Below are 17,103 nucleotides of genomic sequence, written 5' to 3'. Positions count from 1 at the left end.
TTTATGCGGACTAAAGTCCTCACTACGAACCTTTTTGATTGTGTTTGTGCGCGATGACATGATATTATAACAAACTCTACAAGCGTTTAACCAGTATCCACCGCAACTCGATGGGCGGGGTTTCTTCAACCGGAAATAAGTTGAACAGTAGATTTTTCGGGTTAGGTAAAATTGGTTCGTAGTGAGGACTTTAGTCCTCTGAATTTATGCGGACTAAAGTCCTCACTACGAACCTTTTTGATTGTGTTTGTGCGCGATGACATGATATTATAACAAACTCTACAAGCGTTTAACCAGTATCCACCGCAACTCGATGGGCGGGGTTTCTTCCACCGGAAATAAGTTGAATAGTAGATTTTTCGTGTTAGGTAAAATTGGTTCGTAGTGAGGACTTTAGTCCTCTGAATTTATGCGGACTAAAGTCCTCACTACGAACCTTTTTGATTGTGTTTGTGCGCGATGAGATGATATTATAACAAACTCTACAAGCGTTTAACCAGTATCCACCGCAACTCGATGGGCGGCGTTTCTTGTCAAAGGACTAAAGTCCTTACTACGAACCTTTTTGATTGTGTTTGTGCGAGATGACATGATATTACAACAAATTCTACAAGCGTTTAACCAGTATCCACCGCAACTCGATGGGCGGCGTTTCTTGCACCGGAAATAAATCGCGCCCGCTGGCCCAACTCACAAACCAAGGTGTCGGCGGCCACGCAGAATCAGGTAAATGTTTTTGTTCGTATTCCATCACCGACTCATCGGCAATAATTTCTAACGGTAAACCCTCGATAGCTGCTTCCAATTCTTGTCTGGTAATTAAATAAGACCAACACAATTCTGACATTTGTTTGGCCATCTCATCAGGTTCGTACCCATCGACAGCTAAGAAAGTGCTGAATAGGATAAAGCCGCCAGTTAACACAGCATCAGACATTTTGCCGAGGAATAAGCGGATTTGTTCGGGATAGCGAAAGTGCGAGAGAACTTCGGTAGCAATCGCTAATTTGTATCGATAGGTTTTCATCCTCAATAAAGGATCTAAAACGTCGCCTTGGGTGACATGAATCGGTAAATTTTCAGCGAGGGCTGCTGCTGAGAGTTTTTCGGCAAATATGGGCGTTAGCTCGATCGCATCCACGGAATGTCCTAACCTAGCTAAAGGCAGACTGTTGCGCCCCGGGCCCGCACCGACATCTAAAATAGCTGCTTTACCCGCTTCCCCTAATTCGGCGGCAATAGCGATAACCTTAGCATCGGGATGGCTGCCAAATAAAGGTTCGGGGCGAATATCCGGCCAGGTATGATATTTCTGGGCCATCGATTCGACTTGAATCTTGGTATTTAGAGTAATCCCGCCGCCTAGGCCAGTTTGGGGATTGGCGGGAAAGTATGAGACGATGAGATTAGCGTGGGGAGAATTTTTGAATCCTTCTGTTAACGCGTTAGCGATTAATGTTCGCAAGTTTTCGGTTTGGGCAGCGTCGAGGTTTTGTCCGAGAACTTTTAAGAAGTCTGAGAGTAATTTTAGATAGTCGTCTAGCATTGATGGCAAACAAGGTAGATAAAATTCTCCCTTGATGCCGATGTTCTTTTTGAGTCTTTCTTTGAGAATTAATTTCAGGCTATGAGAATCAGTCAGCGGCGGGCCAGTTTCGGGCGAGTCGCTGACAGGCAATTCTGGGGAAGATGCGGCACTGGTAGGGTTTTTAGTCACAATGTTTTCGATGATAACCGCGCAAGTTGCGGAAAAGTGCGATCGACTTTACCAAGAAGAATGGGTTGAAAGCCTCCTCCTTCGAGGGGGAAATAAAACAAAATTATTCACTATTATTCACTGTTTCATTCCTCGGACTTCTAGGTAGAGGTCGATATCTTCCAGTCAACTGTCAACTGTCAACTGTCAACTGTCAACTGTTTAAGGACAATCATAACCTCGGTGGTTGCTGTGCGCGACGAGATTGGGTACGATAGTATGCTGGAACACAGCCTGAGTTAAACAGGATGTCGATCGGCAATAAGTGCGATCGCGCCTAACATAATTTTATGCTCTTGCACCTGAATTCTCGCGTGCAGCGTTTCTGGCGTATCATCAGGCAATACCGGCACCGCAGCCTGCATTAAAATCGGCCCGCTGTCTACTTCCAAATGAGCGATGTGCACCGTACATCCCGTTATTTTCACCTTAGCGGCGAGTGCTTGCTCAACGGCGCGAATGCCTGGGAAACTCGGCAGCAAACTGGGGTGAATGTTAATAACTTTGTTGGGAAAAGCATCGAGCAAAACTTTGGTAACAATTCGCATCCAACCCGCCATCACCACCCATTCTACATCATATTCTTGGAAGGTTTTAACAATTTTTGTATCTAATTCTTCGCGGCTTTTGCAATCGCGGTGATTGAGCAAAATCGATGGAATGCCGTATTTTTCCGCTCTGGCGACAGCTTTAGCTTCGGGATTGTTGTAAATTAACACTGGGATTTTAGCGTTGAGTTGTCCCTGTTGGATGGCTTCGGCAATTACCTCGAAGTTGCTACCGCTACCTGAGGCTAAAATTCCTATTTTTAAGGGCGCGGCAATCTTAGCATTTCCCTCTATGAGTGCGGGAGAAATTGCGGGAGAAATCAAACAGTCTGTAGAATTAGTATTTGCTGCAATCATCAAAGTTTCACCGTGTTATCAAAGAGGAACCAGCGGGACATCGAAAGTTTTCCGGGTCGTTATTTTTAGGAACAATTGGTCTCGGTGGAGGTGAAGTAGAATGCCAATTTGTTACGCAACTAAATGCAATGCTAGTTACAACATTTTCGGGTTCGTCTTTCACTTTAACGAGAAATACTGCACCTGTATAACTTCTTAATCGATGGTTTTTAGCTTGAACCGTCATGATTACATCTTGAGTGAAATCACTTTGAGATAAAAATTGATAGCGGTAATTTTCTTCTTCAAACTTCATTCCTATACCCAGTTCCTCAAATGTTCTAGCAAATTTGGCATTTTCGGCATAGAAAGCTTGTTGAGCATTAAGCGCCGACCGAATATATTGCCCACTTTCATAGGCTTGTCGCGGAGTTTCTGGTTCAAACGTGTTAAGTATTTTTATTTTTGTATTTCGAGGCAAAGCTGTAGTGGTGGAAAGTTTTTGAAGAAAAAGTGCACCCGTTGTAAAAGTAGTTGGTCTGGCTTCTTCCGGCTTTACACCCATGAATTCTACGCGCATTTGACCGTTGGGAGTAAATTCAAAAATTGTCTGCAAATTTTGGTTTTCACTGGCGGTTACATCTATTGTCATCGGCCTGGTAGTAGAGTTAATTCTGTATTTGAATTCATAGGCAGTTAGAGGTTCGGTTGGAGGTGCAAAAGGAAATGACGAAGTGAGTATAAATAATTTGCCTTCTTGTGTAAAAATTACTGTTACCGGAACGGATAATAGATATTGTAACTGCCACTGTCCTACTAATTGTTCGGCTACAGTTTGGGCTGTGGGAGTTGTTTGGGCGGGGACTGGGGCTGGCGCTGCGACGATCGGTTGGGCGATCGTCGCACTTATAGCAAACCTACTCGCAGACAACAGGCAACAGCCACCAATCAGCAATCTGGAAATATTTAAGTATGTTTTTTGCATAAATGTCAACCTCTGACCTGCACAATCAGTGTACCGCTTGCTGGCAGAGCTATTCTACAACAATATCATCAAAAAACTCTTCCCTCAGAATCGAATAAATTTTCAAATCCCAATATCTGCCCTTGACAAATAGCTGCTGTCGCAAAATCCCTTCCAACTGCATCCCCACTTTTTCCATCACCCTCGCCGAAGCAATATTGTTAACTTCACATCTACCCACAATTCGATTTAGCAACATCTCCCGAAAGCCAAATTCAATAATTGCATTGACAGCCTCACTCATGTATCCTTCTCTCCAATATCTCGCAGAAAGTGCATAGCCAATTTCAGCGCGGCTGTGCGTCATGCTCCATTCCACATATCCGCAAGTCCCGATCAACTTTTTCTCGGCTTTGTGGACAATTCCCCAATCTACAAGCTCTTTTCTTTTGTACATTTTTGTCAGAGACTTGAGAAAGTATTTAGTGTCTTCGAGGGAGGTATGAGTTGACCACATTGTGTATTCGGAGACTTCCGGGTTGGAAGCATACTCAAACATATCGCTGGCATCATTTAAAGTGATTTTTCGGAGCAGGAGCCTTTCAGTTTCTATAGTGGGTATATTTGCTAATATATCGAGCAATTTCATTTTGACATTGACCTATATTGTGATACCATTTAAAACTAAAAGCTAAAATTTACAAGCCAATGGTTCCGATAAAATCTGGGCGTTTTAACTGGTTGGACAATGAGTCGATCGCAGCTTGGACATTTCTGGCCCCGGCTTTACTGTTTCTGGGTACTTTTTTGATTGGGCCGATCGCCTATTTATTCTACCTCAGCTTTACCCGCGGCAGCTTTACCCAGTCGGGAGTGCGTTTGATCGGCCTCAATAACTACTCGCGCCTGCTGACAAACCCGGATTTTTGGCAAGTTCTCCAAAACACGATCTATTTTACAACCGCGACAGTCATTCCTAGTTTAATAATTCCCTTGGGTTTGGCAGTGTTGCTAAATCGCTCGTTTGCTTGGCGGGGAGCTCTCCGCACTGCTTATTTTATCCCTTCGATTACCTCTCTAGTGGCTGTTGGCTTGGGTTGGCGGTGGTTGTTTCAAACCGAAGGCCCGGTGAATGATATGCTAAGGGCGATCGGCTTAAATCCAATTCCTTGGCTCAGCAGCACAGCTTGGGCAATGCCAGTCATAATTCTGCTCAGTGTTTGGAAACAATTAGGCTTTAATATGGTAGTATTTTTAGCAGGATTGCAAGCAATTCCGGTAAATCGTTACGAAGCAGCAGAATTGGATGGAGCTAATGGTTGGCAGCAATTTTGGCACATCACTTTACCCGGTTTGCGGCCGACTTTAGTATTTGCTACCATTACTACAGCTATTTTTACTCTACGCAGTTTCGAGCAAGTCTATGTCATCACCGGCGGCGGCCCTTTGAACTCTACTAATTTGCTAGTTTATTATATTTACGAGCAAGCTTTTTCCCAATTCGATTTTGGCTATGCAGCCGCAGCAGCAACTTTTCTGATGGCGATAGCTTTGATATTAGTTTATGTTCAGATTCGAGTTTGGGGCGAAGATTCTTAATTAGCTACGAACACAGCTATTAGTGTTGTTAAATAAAGGAGGCTAAAGCCAAACTACACAGACAGGTACGTTGTTGGGCTTCAGCCCTCTTTCGACGTATATACAAAGAGCGTCGCATTCCAATTACAAGAGGTACGTTGTTGGGCTTCAGCCCTCTTTCGACGTATATACAAAGAGGGCTAAAGCCCAACAACATACCCAATTATCAATTATTAATTGTATACTCCATGTGATCTGCTGTTTGTTCAGCTTGTGCTGCACCCAAAAGCTTGCCGACAACGTGCAAAGACATATCAATTCCCGCAGCAATTCCCCCGGATGTAATGATTTTGCCGTTATCGACAAATCGCTGATTTTCAATAATAGTTGTATTGGGAGCTAACTCTCTCAACAAATCAAATGCCCCATGGTGTGTAGTTGCGGCCAAACCTTCCAACAAGCCAGCTTTTGCCAACAGCAGGGAACCCGTACAGACAGATAGCACTAATTCTGCTGTTTGCGAACAATCTTTTATCCAGTTAATCACCGCTGAATTATCGATTAACTTTCTCGTGCCTAGTCCTCCCGGTACAATTAAAATATCGGGGGGCGGACAATCGGAAAAAGTACAATGGGGATTTACGCTCAAACCGTTGCGGGCGCTTACTGCACCGGGATGTTCGGCTACGGTAGAGACGGCAAAAGGTTGTGAATCCTTATTTAATTCTGATGTCACCGAAAACACTTCAAATGGCCCGGCAAAGTCCAGTACCTCGACATCATCGAACATGAAAATAGCTACGTTTCTAGTTGGCATAAGACATACTTCTGATAGAGGTCAAAAATAGCGGCGATTTGTTATATAGCAATCTTAAATCATTTGTGAATTTCTTACTCCCTCCCCTTAATAAGGGGAGGGCTGGGGTGGGGTAAAAAACTTTACGACTCATTTAGGACTGCTATAATATAAATGGTATGATTTAAATCATTAAAGCTATGCCGAAAAATATTCGCCATCGCGACACCATAAAAATCGGTTTTTTGTGTCTTGTTTGCGCGTTAGCAATTACTATTTCGCCAATTTTTACCCCTGCTCAATTGACCAGTCAATTAGAGTTTCGGATTACTCAATTAGAAAGTCAAATTGCTGAACTCCGGGGACAAATCTACAGTTTGCAGTCTCAAGGTTCTGGAGTTAATCGGCCTCAGTCTCCGAACCGCCCTGGTTCGGGCAGGACAAATTCTAGAATGCTTTCGGGAGATCCGATCTTTGACAATTTAGCAACTTTGGCAATTGAAACTAAGCAAGATGTAATCAAAATTCAAGAGCGGTTGTCCAAGCTAGAAGCGGCGAGAAATCGTTAGGGAAGTCATTGGTCATTGGTCATTAGTCAGTAGGGGCGGTGCCCCCGTGCCCGCCCTCTTAGCAGTCATTAGTCATTAGTCATCAGGAAGAAGGAAGAAGGAAAAATGAAATAGTAAGAATGAAGAGGGAAATAGTAAGAATGAAGAGGGAAATAGTAAGAATGAAGAGGGAAATAGTAAGAAAGAAAAACTCTCCCCCTCTCCCTCTCTCCCTCTCTCCCCCTCTCCCTCTCTCCCTCTCTCCGACTTTGAGCTACCCAAAAGCAGGGTCTGCTAAAAGTCAACTTGCAGAACTATTCAATGATATGGAAATAGTAGGCTGCCATCAGAAAATTGATACCTAACAGCAACAGAAACCAGGCTGCGCGAAAGGTGTAAGGGAATTTGCCCGTTTTCATCACGGAGTCGGATTTTAATTGGTTCTTTGCTATGTCTGCCATAATTCAAGCTCCTAATTCACAAGTCACTGTATTCACAAATAGCAGAGAGCGTCGCACATGACACAATCTAAGAGTGTTATTTTTTGTAACTAGGACTTGATACCTAGTTGAATTCAGATTGATTTTAATTGATCGCTCCGGCGTGGTAGGAACTGCGGACTAGAGGCCCCGATCGCACTCGCTCAAACCCCATCTCGCGGGCGATCGACCCGAAACGGTCAAATTCGGCTGGCGTCCAGTATTTGCGAACTGGGAGGTGTTCTAGAGATGGTCTCATGTATTGACCGAGGGTGAGCCGATCGCACTTGGCATCCCGCAAATCGGCCATCGCTTCGACAATCTCGGCTTCGGTTTCCCCGTGCCCCAACATCAAACCGGATTTGGTGGGAATAGTTGGGTCAAATTCCTTGACGATACGCAGAAGGTCGATCGACCGATCGTACTTGGCCCCCCTCCGCACCGGCCCTTGCAACCGGCGCACCGTCTCAATATTGTGGTTGTAACAAGCCGGTTTTGCCTCTACCACCGTCCGAATCCGCTCCCGCTGCAACTGATCCAAACCAGAATTATCCGCCTCAACATTCCTCCCCATGCCTCCCCAAAAATCCGGCGTCAGTACCTCAACCTCAGTATCGGGGTTTAAGTGGCGGATTTGGGCGATCGTCAACGCAAACCAACCCGCGCCCCCATCCGGCAAATCATCCCTCGCTACCGAAGTCAGCACTGCATAGCGCAAACCCAGCAATTGCACGGCCTGGGCCACCTTTTGCGGTTCCTCGGGATCGAGGGGCATCGGAGAATGACCTTTATCTACTTGACAAAAAGCACAAGCACGGGTGCAAGTCGGCCCCATCAACAAAAAAGTCGCCGTTTTTTGGGCGTAGCACTCGCCCCGGTTGGGACATCTGCCTTCCTCGCAAATCGTATGAATTTGCCGCTGTTTGATAATTTTCTGCACTGCGGAAAGTTCGCTAGCTTTGCCAATGGGCCGTCGCAGCCAATCCGGCATCGCCTCGATTTCGCTCCGCATTTGAGCGGCAGTTGCTTTGACAGTAGGAGTTTGAGGAGTTTGGGGCGACATAAAACCTGCATGGCGATCGAGTTAATATATGCGATCGTATCCGAAATCAAAGTCCCTCAACTTGTAGGAATCTGACCCCAAATCAGAATTCGGATCAATTGCAGCCAAACTAAACTCGTTCAGAATTCTAGGTAGAATTCTCTTAGGGATATACTGAAGGTTGCAAATCACAAGACCACACGGGAAGCGGCAAACTCAGAGGCTTCATTCAGTCCTGAGAGGAAAGCGACTCGGAGGACTTTAGTCCCCGTGGTCTGTACTCTATAGCGCATCACGCGCAAACCTCGGTCTTTCAAGCCGGGGATGAAACGCAGCAGCAGCCGTTTGAAGGCTGCCATTACTCTAGATTAGAATTGAATTGTGCTAAACAAGTAGGCGTATCAACTACGTGCTGAACCATTCCTAGAACGGTGAAATTCCAGGCAGTAAGACACCCTCAGCATTTTAGACTGGGAAAGACTTGCAGCACAGCCAAGCAACGCAGGATGGGGAACGTACCGAACTGGCTTCGTGTTGAAAAGTGCGAACGAAAGCATAAAGCAAAAAAGTAGACGTAATGCTCATGGCGATTGTGGCGAAAGTCAGTGAGGTTGAACGTGTAGCGGCGATTTGACAGCGCCTTTAAGAACAATCGCAAGGCTGTTTCTTAAGAATCTCCGTTCCACTATAGTCGGAGAGTGTCAAAATCTAGAGGCGAGTAAGTAAATCTGTCTGCGTGACGAACTATCCTAGTACGGAGAAATTCCGGCCACTTAGTAAACGCATTGAGGCGTTAAACAAAAAGAGCAAGTAACAGCAGGATGGAAAGCGTACCGAACTGGCCAAAGTGATAGACCGAGAAAGCATTTGAAAAGGATAACGCAAGCGCGATTGCAGCATCGAAAGATAGTTGTTTTGAGCCAAAGCGAGGCACCTTGACAATGCCTTTGAATATTGGTTTCCGATCTTCTCTGCAAAAAATCTCAGTGGCTCTCAATGGCCCTGAGATCCTCAACACTCATTACTGAAGGAGTCAGTCGTGGCTGGTCAAAAAATCTTGGTAATCGATGACAGTAAAGTCATCCGCGTTCGAGTTCGAGAGATGTTACCTCAAGGTAACTTTGAAGTTCTAGAAGCAAAAGACGGCGAAGAAGGACTCAAACTGATCCGTGAAGCCCGACCGAATCTAATTATGTTAGATTTCCTACTGCCCAAAGTCAGTGGTTGGGAAGTGTATCAAAAAGTGCAAGCCCATCCGGTGCTTTGCAAGATACCTTTGGTGATCATGTCGGGGCGCGAAGAAGAGGTGATGGAGAAAATTCCAAAACCCTTCGAGAAGCATTTCTTTGCATTCATCGCTAAACCTTTTGAGAAAAAGCAGCTAACCGAGGCGATCAAATCGGCGATGGTACTGGCTAAAAAGAAACCAGTACCAGAAGCCCCAGCCGCCGCCGCTGCTGCACCGAGTTCTGGAGCCGGTGCTGCCGAAATTCAGGCGATGACTAAGCAAATGGCGAAAATGCAAGCGGAAATTGATGCACTCAAAAAACAAATGACTCAGGTGATTACGATCATCAAGCAGATGAAATCGAAATAATTCTGCGGTCTTTTACAGGTACTCGTGCAGAAGGCACTCATGTAGAAGGAAACTTCCACACTGTGAAACTTTCTCACTTTATTTCAATGGGTCCCCTTGTGTCCGTAGTTTTTTGCTAAATTGGTCGATCGCGCGATAGCCAATCGCCTGCAACCGATTTCTCACAATCTCAGTGGGAAAATCAATTAAAAGTTAAAAATCAAACCAGGGAGGAAATCAATTATTAATCTTTATTAAGATTTTTTAATTGCCGCTCGTGCCACACTCAACTATCAACTCCTCAGTCTCATTTTTTTGGTTAATGACTAACGACTATTCCGATTTTTTGCCTCAACTGCGTGCCTCAACTGAGCAATTGTTGAAAAGATTAGACTGCTTCGATCGAGCGCAGGTATTAGCTATAGGAGATTTGACCTTGGACGAGTTTCTTACCGGACAAGTAGAGCGAATTTCCCGCGAAGCACCTGTGTTGATTTTGCGCTACGAGAATACTCGGCAATTACCCGGAGGTGGCGCAAATGCTGTCTACAATTTAGCCAAACTGGGAGGCAAAGTAAAAGTTGCTGGTTTGGTGGGAAAAGATGACCAGGGAAAGGCTTTGTGCGGTATTTTTGAGGCTGCGGGAATTGATACGGCTGGGATTTTAATCGATTCGCAGCGTCCAACCGTTACCAAAACTCGCATTTCCGGGCACGCGCGGCAGTCGGTGACTCAACAAATTGTCCGAGTCGATCGCAAATCTGACGAGTTGCCGGATTTAGACTTGCAGTTGCAATTAGCAGACTACATCCGGCACCAAATCCCCACAGTCGATGCGGTGGTTTGTTCTGACTACGGCGACGGAGTTTTGACTCGGATTGCGATCGAATCGGCAGTGGTTCCCGGCAAAACAATTGTAGACGCTCAAACAAATTTGCAGCGATATTCTGGAGCGATGCTGTTTACTCCGAACTTACCGGAAGCCGAGCAAGCAGTCGGATATGCTATCAAAAATCCTGAAACTTTAATGCAAGCAGGACGCGATTTGTTGAACTTAACTCAAGCTCAAAAAATCCTGATTACTCGCGGCGAAGAAGGGATGAGTTTGTTTGAAAGGGTGAACGGCGAAGCTATTAAAAATTCACCCCCTCCAACATCCACTTGTGAAAAGGGGGAATTTGCCATTCAAAGCTGGGATATTCCCCCTTTTAACAAGACTGATGTCTTCGATGTAACTGGTGCTGGAGATACAGTCGTAGCAGCAATGACTTTAGCTTTGTGCGTCGGTGCATCGGGTTGGGAAGCAGCAGTTTTGGGCAATTTGGCCGCTAGCATTGTCGTGCGTCAATTCGGTACGGCGACGACGACAGCAGAGGAAATGAAAGAAGCTTTGAAACTAATGATTGATGACTAATTATTGGGAATTGGGAATTGGGAATTGGGAATTGGGAATTGGGAATTGGGAATTGGGAATTGGGAATTGGTGATTGATTATTAGTTATTCGTTAAGCTGTTCTGTATTTAAACTGCACAGCCAAAATTTGATAAAGTTCTTGTGGGGTGGGCCAGAAAGCCCGCACAAAAAATGCAATTTAGATGTCGAACAGCTTACCAATGCCCAATACTTCGGCTTAATTCGGCTTCGCTCAGCACAAGTGCCAATGCCTAATGCCTAATCCCTCCGCTTCGCTTCGCCCAATCCCTCCGCTACGCTCCGCCCAATGCCCGATGCCCGATGCCCAATGCCCAACGACTACTTACTCTTCTTCAAAATTTGTCCCTTGTCATCAATCGTCAAACCAGTATTGGGAAAATCGCTCTTTGTCAAACGGCGAATCAACCCCACACTCGTAAAATCTTCATCCACAGACGGAATACCTTGCCTGTCAAGTTCGATGGGGATAATCTTACCAGAAACAAAATCCCCTTTTGGAGTCATTTTGACATCCAAAATCAGAGATTGACCCAATGCTCCGGCTGTGGACAAAGTGCGATAACCCATAAAATTGCCCAGGGAATACGCGATCAATTTCCCTTTGTACAGTTCCACAGCTCTGGTAACGTGCGGGCCGTGTCCCAAAATCAAATCTGCTCCCGCATCAATCATCGTCCGCGAAAACAACACCATATTTCCCCGGTTTTCTCCATAAAAGAACTCTGTTCTATTGCTCACATTCTGAGCTCCGGTTCCTTCAGCTCCAGCATGAACTGAGATGACTACAATATCAGCCTTTTGCTTCGCTTTTTTGACAACTTCTGCCCCTGCTTTCAGTTCCAGCAAGGAATTGTGAACTTCGCCGTAGTTGCTGAAACCGATAAAGGCAACATTGACGCCCTTGACATTTTGATAAACAATTTGATCTCTTTTACCCACAGCCTTCATGCCGTTGCTGTCGATGTTTTTGATCGTGTCCTTAAATCCCTGCTCGTTAAAATCGTAGGAGTGATTGTTGGCAATATTCAAAACATCAAAACCCACATCTTTGAAGATTTTGGCATAACTCGGAGGCGTCCGAAAGGCAAACAGCATTCCTCCGCCGCCTCCTTTGGAACTGTAAGGATAATCGGTCATCGTGCTTTCAAAATTGCCAAACAGAATATCGGCTCCTTGTAGGTAGGATTTTACCGATTCAAATAAACGCTCCTTATTTTCCGGGAGTTTATTGTAGGGGAAATTGGTGCCGGGGATCATGTCGCCAACTGCTTTGATGCTGACAGTTGCGGGCAAATTTGCAGGTATTTTTGCTGCCTGGGGTGGTGATTGTGATGCGGGTTTGGCGGCGGATGCTGACGCTGGGATAGATTCCTTGCGGGATGGCTTTGCCGCGCCTACTTTTTGTACCGCAGGCTTTGAGGTGACATGGTTAATTGTAGCGGTACTTGAGGATTTATTGAATTGAGAACCGAGTACAAAGCCTGCTATCGGTACAAAAATTAGGCTGAGAGTACCGACTGACAGCCAAGATTTTTTAGTTTTACGACGAGCTAAATCTGGTAGCGGTGATGGCTGTTGTTGGCCTTGGTTTGTGAGTTGGGGAGTTGGGATTATGTCTGGTAGCGGTGATGGCTTTTGTTGGCGTTGGTTTGTGGGTTGGGGAGTTGGGATTGTATCTGGTGGCGGTGATGGCTTTTGTTGGCGTTGGTTTGTGGATTTGGGAGTTGGGATTCTATAGGATTTGCGGGGGGATTTTTCTGGTATTTGAATGGGTGGGGTTGTGATATTTTGAGGTGTTTCTACCTTGGGCAAAATTACAGGAATTGGGGCAGTGGGTACACTGGCGACACCTACAGGAATTTGAACAGGGGCTACAGTTGCGGGTGCTGCTACACTCACTGGTGCGGTTGCGGTTGCGGGTGCACTAGCCAAGCGTTGTTTTAATTCTACCGTCTGAGTCCAAGCGGGCAATTGCTCGCCTTCGCGCCGCCCGTACACTGTTACTCCGTAAATGTTATTTGGTTGCAGTCGCTGCAACCCTTTGATTGCGACTCGGAGACAGGCTTCTTCTGCGGGCAATTGTTCTGCTTCCAGCAGCAGGTGCAGGGTTTCATTTTCCAAGCTGCCTTTAGCCGTGACGCCGAAGGTTTGGAGTGCTTGGCCGATCAGAAATGCGATCGCCCTGGCATCGCCTTCTTTTGCTAAATTTAAGATATCTTGTTGGCTCACAAATGCCTCTACTCTCACACGAAAAATTTAGCTCTATCTTATATCAGATTTGCGAAACAGGATGAAATGCCGATCGACTTAACTTAAGTAACTAGATACAAATAAACATAGCTGGTAAAAGTATAGTCATTTATAGACATGAGAGGCTTCGAGTCCCTCCCCCTTCGCTTTTACTTTGAGCGGATTAACCCGCCTCGGCCCAACTACACCCACGACCTATCCCATCGCTAAAAGCATTTGGGATTGCTTTTCTGAGGATGTTATAAGAACCATTAACATCGGAATTAATTAATTGACCGATTGATGTTCTGTACAATCCTCTTTTGATTCGCCTGCCACTAAATATGAAATTCGACGCATCATTATGTCCGCAAACAGGAATTGGATCTAGACTCAAGAAACTGGACTTAGAGCTGTAAGACTCTTCTTGAACTATCACTTTAATTCCCACCAATCGAGTTTTATATTCCAACATCTCAATTAGTCTAGCGTGAGGAATACTGACAAAGTTTTGATTAGTTCGTTTGGACAGGTCAATTCCGGTTTTCCACTGTGCATTTTTGCCAATTACTAGCGTCCCAATTTGATTCGCTGTCAAAATATCGACGATTAATCGGCTGGTGTGATGCAAGTAATTATCTACTTTTTGGTGGCGACACCGGGTTAAGCGTTGAATCCGTGATGATGTTTGGTTATTTCCTTTTAATTGAGACTGCAATTGGGCTTTACGTTTGTTGTAGAACTGGTTAATTGACTTTAATGGTCGCCCGTTAATCAATAGAGGGATAAATCCCGGTTGATTTGAAGTTAGCGCTGCTAAATTGTCCAGTCCCAAATCAATACTAGCTACAAAGTTGTTATTGTTCGCGGTGGACTCCGGTTCATGGTAAATTACCTCAATTACATAAGCATCGCATTTGGGAACTAATCTAACTTGACAGATTTGTTCGGGATTTATTTTGGTTTTGACTGAAATCTCAGTACCTGACAGTTTAATAATTCCACTCTTTAACTGCCTGCTACTAATCGCTTGCTTTGTATAAACCAGGATGTTTCTACCTTTTACTTTATCTTTGTACTTCGGTAGTTTGGGACGACCAGTAAATTTAGAGGTATCTTTTTTGTAAGCTTTGAGAGCTTCAAAAAAAGATTTCCAGTTTTTATCTAACAACATCAAGATTTGCTGGCTTACTTTTGCGGGCATTGCTTTGTAAGCTTCGTGAGATTTCATGAGGCGATTCATTTCGTTGTAATTGATGTAGCCCCATCCATACACAAAGCTTTGACGGATCGCATAATTGGCAGCATTATAAAGATTCTTCGATTTGAAGGCTAGTTCGTCAATCTGAGCAAAACGGTGTTCGGTAGATTTGATGATGTGACGTTCTGTTAGCTGCATTCTGAACCTCTGTCTTTGGGCTCGGCGATTGTGGCGAGTAGTCAACTATAATCAAACCACTTTCTGTCTGTCATGCCGGATGTGGCAACACCAGAGGGCTTGAACGCCTCGCTATGCGATTGTGTAACTTATTATTGTTTTAGCGTAGTTTGATAGTTTTATTTTTAACATCCTGATTACAGAATATCACAATCGCTTATCCCTGCTTGCAAACTGAATGAAGTTTTACAATACTGAAAACATTCCGTGTAGCAGCCCGAAATACACTCAAAAACCAGATTTCTCGTTGCCACTACAAATCCCCCTTGTTCGAGTAACCGTTAAGATAAAGACAAAAGCGACGCAGCAGCGACGAAACAGTTAAACTCACAGGTGATGGCACGCGCCTCCGCAGCCACCAGCAACAATCGTCGGCGTTGCAGCATCTGCACAGCACGTAGCTGATGCTTCCCTGGCAAAATCAACTTTCCAAGATGCCCCTGCTCTATCTGCCGCCGCCGTTATTGAGGCAATTGCGCGATTGAGATCCGGCTCGCTGCCACCTCAAAACATGATTTTTCGCGATCGGGCGTGATATTTGTGGGTTAGTTGGGCGCATAGCAGCTAGGATCGAGCTAACTCATGGTTACACTAAAGCTCGTCATGCGGCGTTGCCTCTCAAAAACCCAATTGAGTCTTATGGCGCACTACCGCTCCACTTTATGTTTGCTTACCTGCATTGCCTCTCTGGGCGCTGCCTTCATTCCCAGTGCGGAGGGAAGGCAACAGATTGTCAATGCTTCCTACCAGGTTGTTTCCCAACAAATTGCTCAGGCGGGTTCTCCCCCGGACTCTCCTCCGGACTCCAATCCTTCACAATCCTCTCCAGCGCCCGATAAAAACAAATCTAAGCCGTCTAAAAAACAAAAATCTAATTCCAAAATCCCGAAACCAATCTCCAATATAATTGTCATTTTGTCACACCAGCGGGGGTTGTTAATGTTGGGTTTGGCAGCAGTTGTCGTCACGGCAGCGGCAGTAGCGATCATGCTGAAATTAGTGAGCAGTGGCGAGTCAAATAATTCTAAGCGAAGACGGGTTCGAGGCGATCGACAAAACCAAAGAAACTCTCGATTCACCAATCCCGATGCTCAGAGAAACAGGCACGAAATGGGACAGCAACAGGTTTCTTCTGGAGGACTCAAACCGCTACCAGCATTGCCCTACCCCGTCAATTTCCCCAAGGGCTACAAGATCGAGAGCACCGATCGACCTTTACCGTTTATCGTGGAATCTGGGCAATCAGAATCCCAGGATGGAGGGGTAGAGGGCGATCGAATTAATGCCGACACCGCCACAGACGAAAATCGCAACAACGGCTACAGCGACTCAGGTTTCAATATTCGAGAAACAACTAATCGAGCCGATGCACTAGCGAATCGGAAGAAAGATATTTCCCGAACCGAAACGGAAGTCAGACAAAAAGTTGATATTATTGAAACACTCATTGAAGATTTGCAGCACCTCAATCCGGCAAATAGGCGCAAAGCCATTTGGGAACTCGGGCAGCAGGGAGATTCCAGAGCCGTTGAGCCGTTGCTGGATTTATTAGGCAATTCTGACTCTAAGCAGTACAGTTTAATTCTGGCAAGTCTCTCAGAAATTGGCATTCGCACGCTCAAACCCATGAATAATGCCTGGTCAATTTCATTGCAAAATGAAAACCCGGAAGTGCGGAAAAATGCGATTCGCGACTTAACACGGATTTACGAATTGGTGAATCAAATCAGTCACTTGTTGCACCGCGCGACGGACGATCCAGATGCAGAAGTTCAGGAAACAGCTCGCTGGGCAATTAATCAGTTGAATCGCATTCGTCCGCGTTCTGGGAGGGATGACAATTGACAGTTGACAGTTGACAGTTAACGAACGTACCATATTAGGTATGTTGTTGCGCTTGGGCGCTCTTTCTTCTTATATATAAAGCAATACAGTTCACAGGTGCACCAGAGTATAGTGCTTGCCAAGTTAGAGAACCGACAATCCCATCTTCAGTTAAGAAGACGCGGTGTTGATAGCGTTTGACTGCTTGTTTAACTTGGGGGCCGAAGATACCGTCAATTGGGCCGAAATAATATCCCCAATGAGCTAGGAGAGTTTCTAGTTCTTTGACAGCTTGACCTGTGGAACCGATTTGTAATGTCGGTTTGTTGAGTCTTGTTGTTAGACCAACTGCAACATTTGATTGAGCTGTAGTATCAGTGGCGATCGCCATTGTTTCATTGTTCGTGCTTTTTTCTTCGGTGTACATAATCAATACTCCGGACAGTTTTTAAGCAGCGAGAGTACCATAGGATAGGACGCTCCGGAAGGTTAGGGTGATTTAAAATGAAATTCCGGTCTAAATCTAACTTATCAATAAAGGTGTAAAGTATATG

The 17,103-nt window shown here is 45.2% G+C and carries 15 protein-coding genes and 1 pseudogene; 6 read left to right on the top strand and 10 right to left on the bottom strand.

The genetic code is table 11. From position 1 onward, the window contains the following. Window positions 1–607: 607 nt before the first annotated feature. A complete protein-coding gene (locus QZ918_RS21115) occupies window positions 608–1,717 on the bottom strand; it encodes a class I SAM-dependent methyltransferase (protein WP_293338151.1) in 1,110 nt (369 codons plus the stop codon). A gap of 26 nt (window positions 1,718–1,743) precedes the next feature. On the opposite strand from QZ918_RS21115, the gene QZ918_RS21110 reads away from it, so the two are divergent. Beyond that, a complete protein-coding gene (locus QZ918_RS21110) occupies window positions 1,744–1,974 on the top strand; it encodes a hypothetical protein (protein WP_293338150.1) in 231 nt (76 codons plus the stop codon). A 21-nt stretch (window positions 1,975–1,995) separates the two neighbouring features. Here the strand turns inward: QZ918_RS21110 and purN are convergent, their stop codons facing one another. From purN to QZ918_RS21095, 3 genes are read right to left on the bottom strand one after another with little or no spacing between them, the layout of a single operon-like run. After that, window positions 1,996–2,661, bottom strand: a complete 666-nt coding sequence (gene purN, locus QZ918_RS21105) for a phosphoribosylglycinamide formyltransferase (protein WP_293338149.1) — start codon at window positions 2,659–2,661, stop codon at window positions 1,996–1,998. 7 nt (window positions 2,662–2,668) lie between these two features. Further along, window positions 2,669–3,625 (bottom strand): type IV pilin-like G/H family protein, encoded by a 957-nt coding sequence (locus tag QZ918_RS21100; protein WP_293338148.1) that lies wholly within the window; start codon window positions 3,623–3,625, stop codon window positions 2,669–2,671. A gap of 49 nt (window positions 3,626–3,674) precedes the next feature. Beyond that, window positions 3,675–4,253 (bottom strand): GNAT family N-acetyltransferase, encoded by a 579-nt coding sequence (locus QZ918_RS21095; protein WP_293157930.1) that lies wholly within the window; start codon window positions 4,251–4,253, stop codon window positions 3,675–3,677. 59 nt (window positions 4,254–4,312) lie between these two features. Here QZ918_RS21095 and QZ918_RS21090 point away from each other — a divergent pair, with 59 nt between their 5' ends. Next, a complete protein-coding gene (locus QZ918_RS21090; protein ID WP_293157933.1) occupies window positions 4,313–5,203 on the top strand; it encodes a carbohydrate ABC transporter permease in 891 nt (296 codons plus the stop codon). Window positions 5,204–5,408: 205 nt separating this feature from the next. Here QZ918_RS21090 and QZ918_RS21085 read toward each other — a convergent pair whose 3' ends face one another. Then, window positions 5,409–5,999 (bottom strand): DJ-1/PfpI family protein, encoded by a 591-nt coding sequence (locus tag QZ918_RS21085; RefSeq protein ID WP_293157936.1) that lies wholly within the window; start codon window positions 5,997–5,999, stop codon window positions 5,409–5,411. Window positions 6,000–6,178: 179 nt separating this feature from the next. Here QZ918_RS21085 and QZ918_RS21080 point away from each other — a divergent pair, with 179 nt between their 5' ends. After that, a complete protein-coding gene (locus QZ918_RS21080) occupies window positions 6,179–6,547 on the top strand; it encodes a hypothetical protein (RefSeq protein WP_293338147.1) in 369 nt (122 codons plus the stop codon). 293 nt (window positions 6,548–6,840) lie between these two features. Here the strand turns inward: QZ918_RS21080 and QZ918_RS21075 are convergent, their stop codons facing one another. Both QZ918_RS21075 and lipA read right to left on the bottom strand, forming a co-directional pair. Beyond that, window positions 6,841–6,987, bottom strand: coding sequence for a photosystem I protein PsaX (locus tag QZ918_RS21075; protein ID WP_293157942.1), 147 nt, complete (start codon window positions 6,985–6,987; stop codon window positions 6,841–6,843). A gap of 124 nt (window positions 6,988–7,111) precedes the next feature. Then, window positions 7,112–8,068 carry a lipoyl synthase gene (gene lipA, locus QZ918_RS21070; protein WP_293338146.1) on the bottom strand — a complete coding sequence of 319 codons (957 nt, stop codon included), beginning with the start codon at window positions 8,066–8,068 and terminating at the stop codon, window positions 7,112–7,114. A gap of 1,018 nt (window positions 8,069–9,086) precedes the next feature. On the opposite strand from lipA, the gene QZ918_RS21065 reads away from it, so the two are divergent. Beyond that, complete coding sequence (locus QZ918_RS21065) at window positions 9,087–9,644, top strand: response regulator (RefSeq protein WP_293157948.1); 558 nt, start codon at window positions 9,087–9,089, stop codon at window positions 9,642–9,644. A 301-nt stretch (window positions 9,645–9,945) separates the two neighbouring features. Then, a complete protein-coding gene (locus QZ918_RS21060) occupies window positions 9,946–11,037 on the top strand; it encodes a bifunctional heptose 7-phosphate kinase/heptose 1-phosphate adenyltransferase (RefSeq protein ID WP_293338145.1) in 1,092 nt (363 codons plus the stop codon). Between the two features lie 339 nt (window positions 11,038–11,376). Here QZ918_RS21060 and QZ918_RS21055 read toward each other — a convergent pair whose 3' ends face one another. Next, on the bottom strand, window positions 11,377–13,287 hold the full coding sequence (locus QZ918_RS21055; protein WP_293338144.1) for a CapA family protein: 1,911 nt from the start codon (window positions 13,285–13,287) through the stop codon (window positions 11,377–11,379). Window positions 13,288–13,413: 126 nt separating this feature from the next. Beyond that, window positions 13,414–14,686, bottom strand: a pseudogene (locus tag QZ918_RS21050) (transposase). Window positions 14,687–15,364: 678 nt separating this feature from the next. On the opposite strand from QZ918_RS21050, the gene QZ918_RS21045 reads away from it, so the two are divergent. Further along, window positions 15,365–16,570 (top strand): HEAT repeat domain-containing protein, encoded by a 1,206-nt coding sequence (locus QZ918_RS21045; RefSeq protein WP_293338142.1) that lies wholly within the window; start codon window positions 15,365–15,367, stop codon window positions 16,568–16,570. Window positions 16,571–16,604: 34 nt separating this feature from the next. Here QZ918_RS21045 and QZ918_RS21040 read toward each other — a convergent pair whose 3' ends face one another. Further along, window positions 16,605–16,976: a peptidoglycan-binding domain-containing protein gene (locus QZ918_RS21040; protein ID WP_293338141.1), complete on the bottom strand. Its 372-nt coding sequence runs from the start codon at window positions 16,974–16,976 to the stop codon at window positions 16,605–16,607. Window positions 16,977–17,103: the final 127 nt, after the last annotated feature.

Source organism: Microcoleus sp. CAWBG58 (genome assembly GCF_020883045.1).
Taxonomy (GTDB): Bacteria; Cyanobacteriota; Cyanobacteriia; order Cyanobacteriales; family Microcoleaceae; genus Microcoleus.
This window is presented reverse-complemented; position numbering and strand designations above follow the sequence as displayed.

Bases quoted from the DNA above. Each gene is read 5' to 3' on its own strand.
- purN (WP_293338149.1), bottom strand. From the start codon at position 2,661: ATGATTGCAGCAAATACTAATTCTACAGACTGTTTGATTTCTCCCGCA.
- QZ918_RS21045 (WP_293338142.1), top strand. From the start codon at position 15,365: ATGGCGCACTACCGCTCCACTTTATGTTTGCTTACCTGCATTGCCTCT.
- QZ918_RS21075 (WP_293157942.1), bottom strand. From the start codon at position 6,987: ATGGCAGACATAGCAAAGAACCAATTAAAATCCGACTCCGTGATGAAA.
- lipA (WP_293338146.1), bottom strand. From the start codon at position 8,068: ATGTCGCCCCAAACTCCTCAAACTCCTACTGTCAAAGCAACTGCCGCT.
- QZ918_RS21060 (WP_293338145.1), top strand. From the start codon at position 9,946: ATGACTAACGACTATTCCGATTTTTTGCCTCAACTGCGTGCCTCAACT.
- QZ918_RS21100 (WP_293338148.1), bottom strand. From the start codon at position 3,625: ATGCAAAAAACATACTTAAATATTTCCAGATTGCTGATTGGTGGCTGT.
- QZ918_RS21085 (WP_293157936.1), bottom strand. From the start codon at position 5,999: ATGCCAACTAGAAACGTAGCTATTTTCATGTTCGATGATGTCGAGGTA.
- QZ918_RS21090 (WP_293157933.1), top strand. From the start codon at position 4,313: ATGGTTCCGATAAAATCTGGGCGTTTTAACTGGTTGGACAATGAGTCG.
- QZ918_RS21095 (WP_293157930.1), bottom strand. From the start codon at position 4,253: ATGAAATTGCTCGATATATTAGCAAATATACCCACTATAGAAACTGAA.
- QZ918_RS21040 (WP_293338141.1), bottom strand. From the start codon at position 16,976: ATGTACACCGAAGAAAAAAGCACGAACAATGAAACAATGGCGATCGCC.
- QZ918_RS21080 (WP_293338147.1), top strand. From the start codon at position 6,179: ATGCCGAAAAATATTCGCCATCGCGACACCATAAAAATCGGTTTTTTG.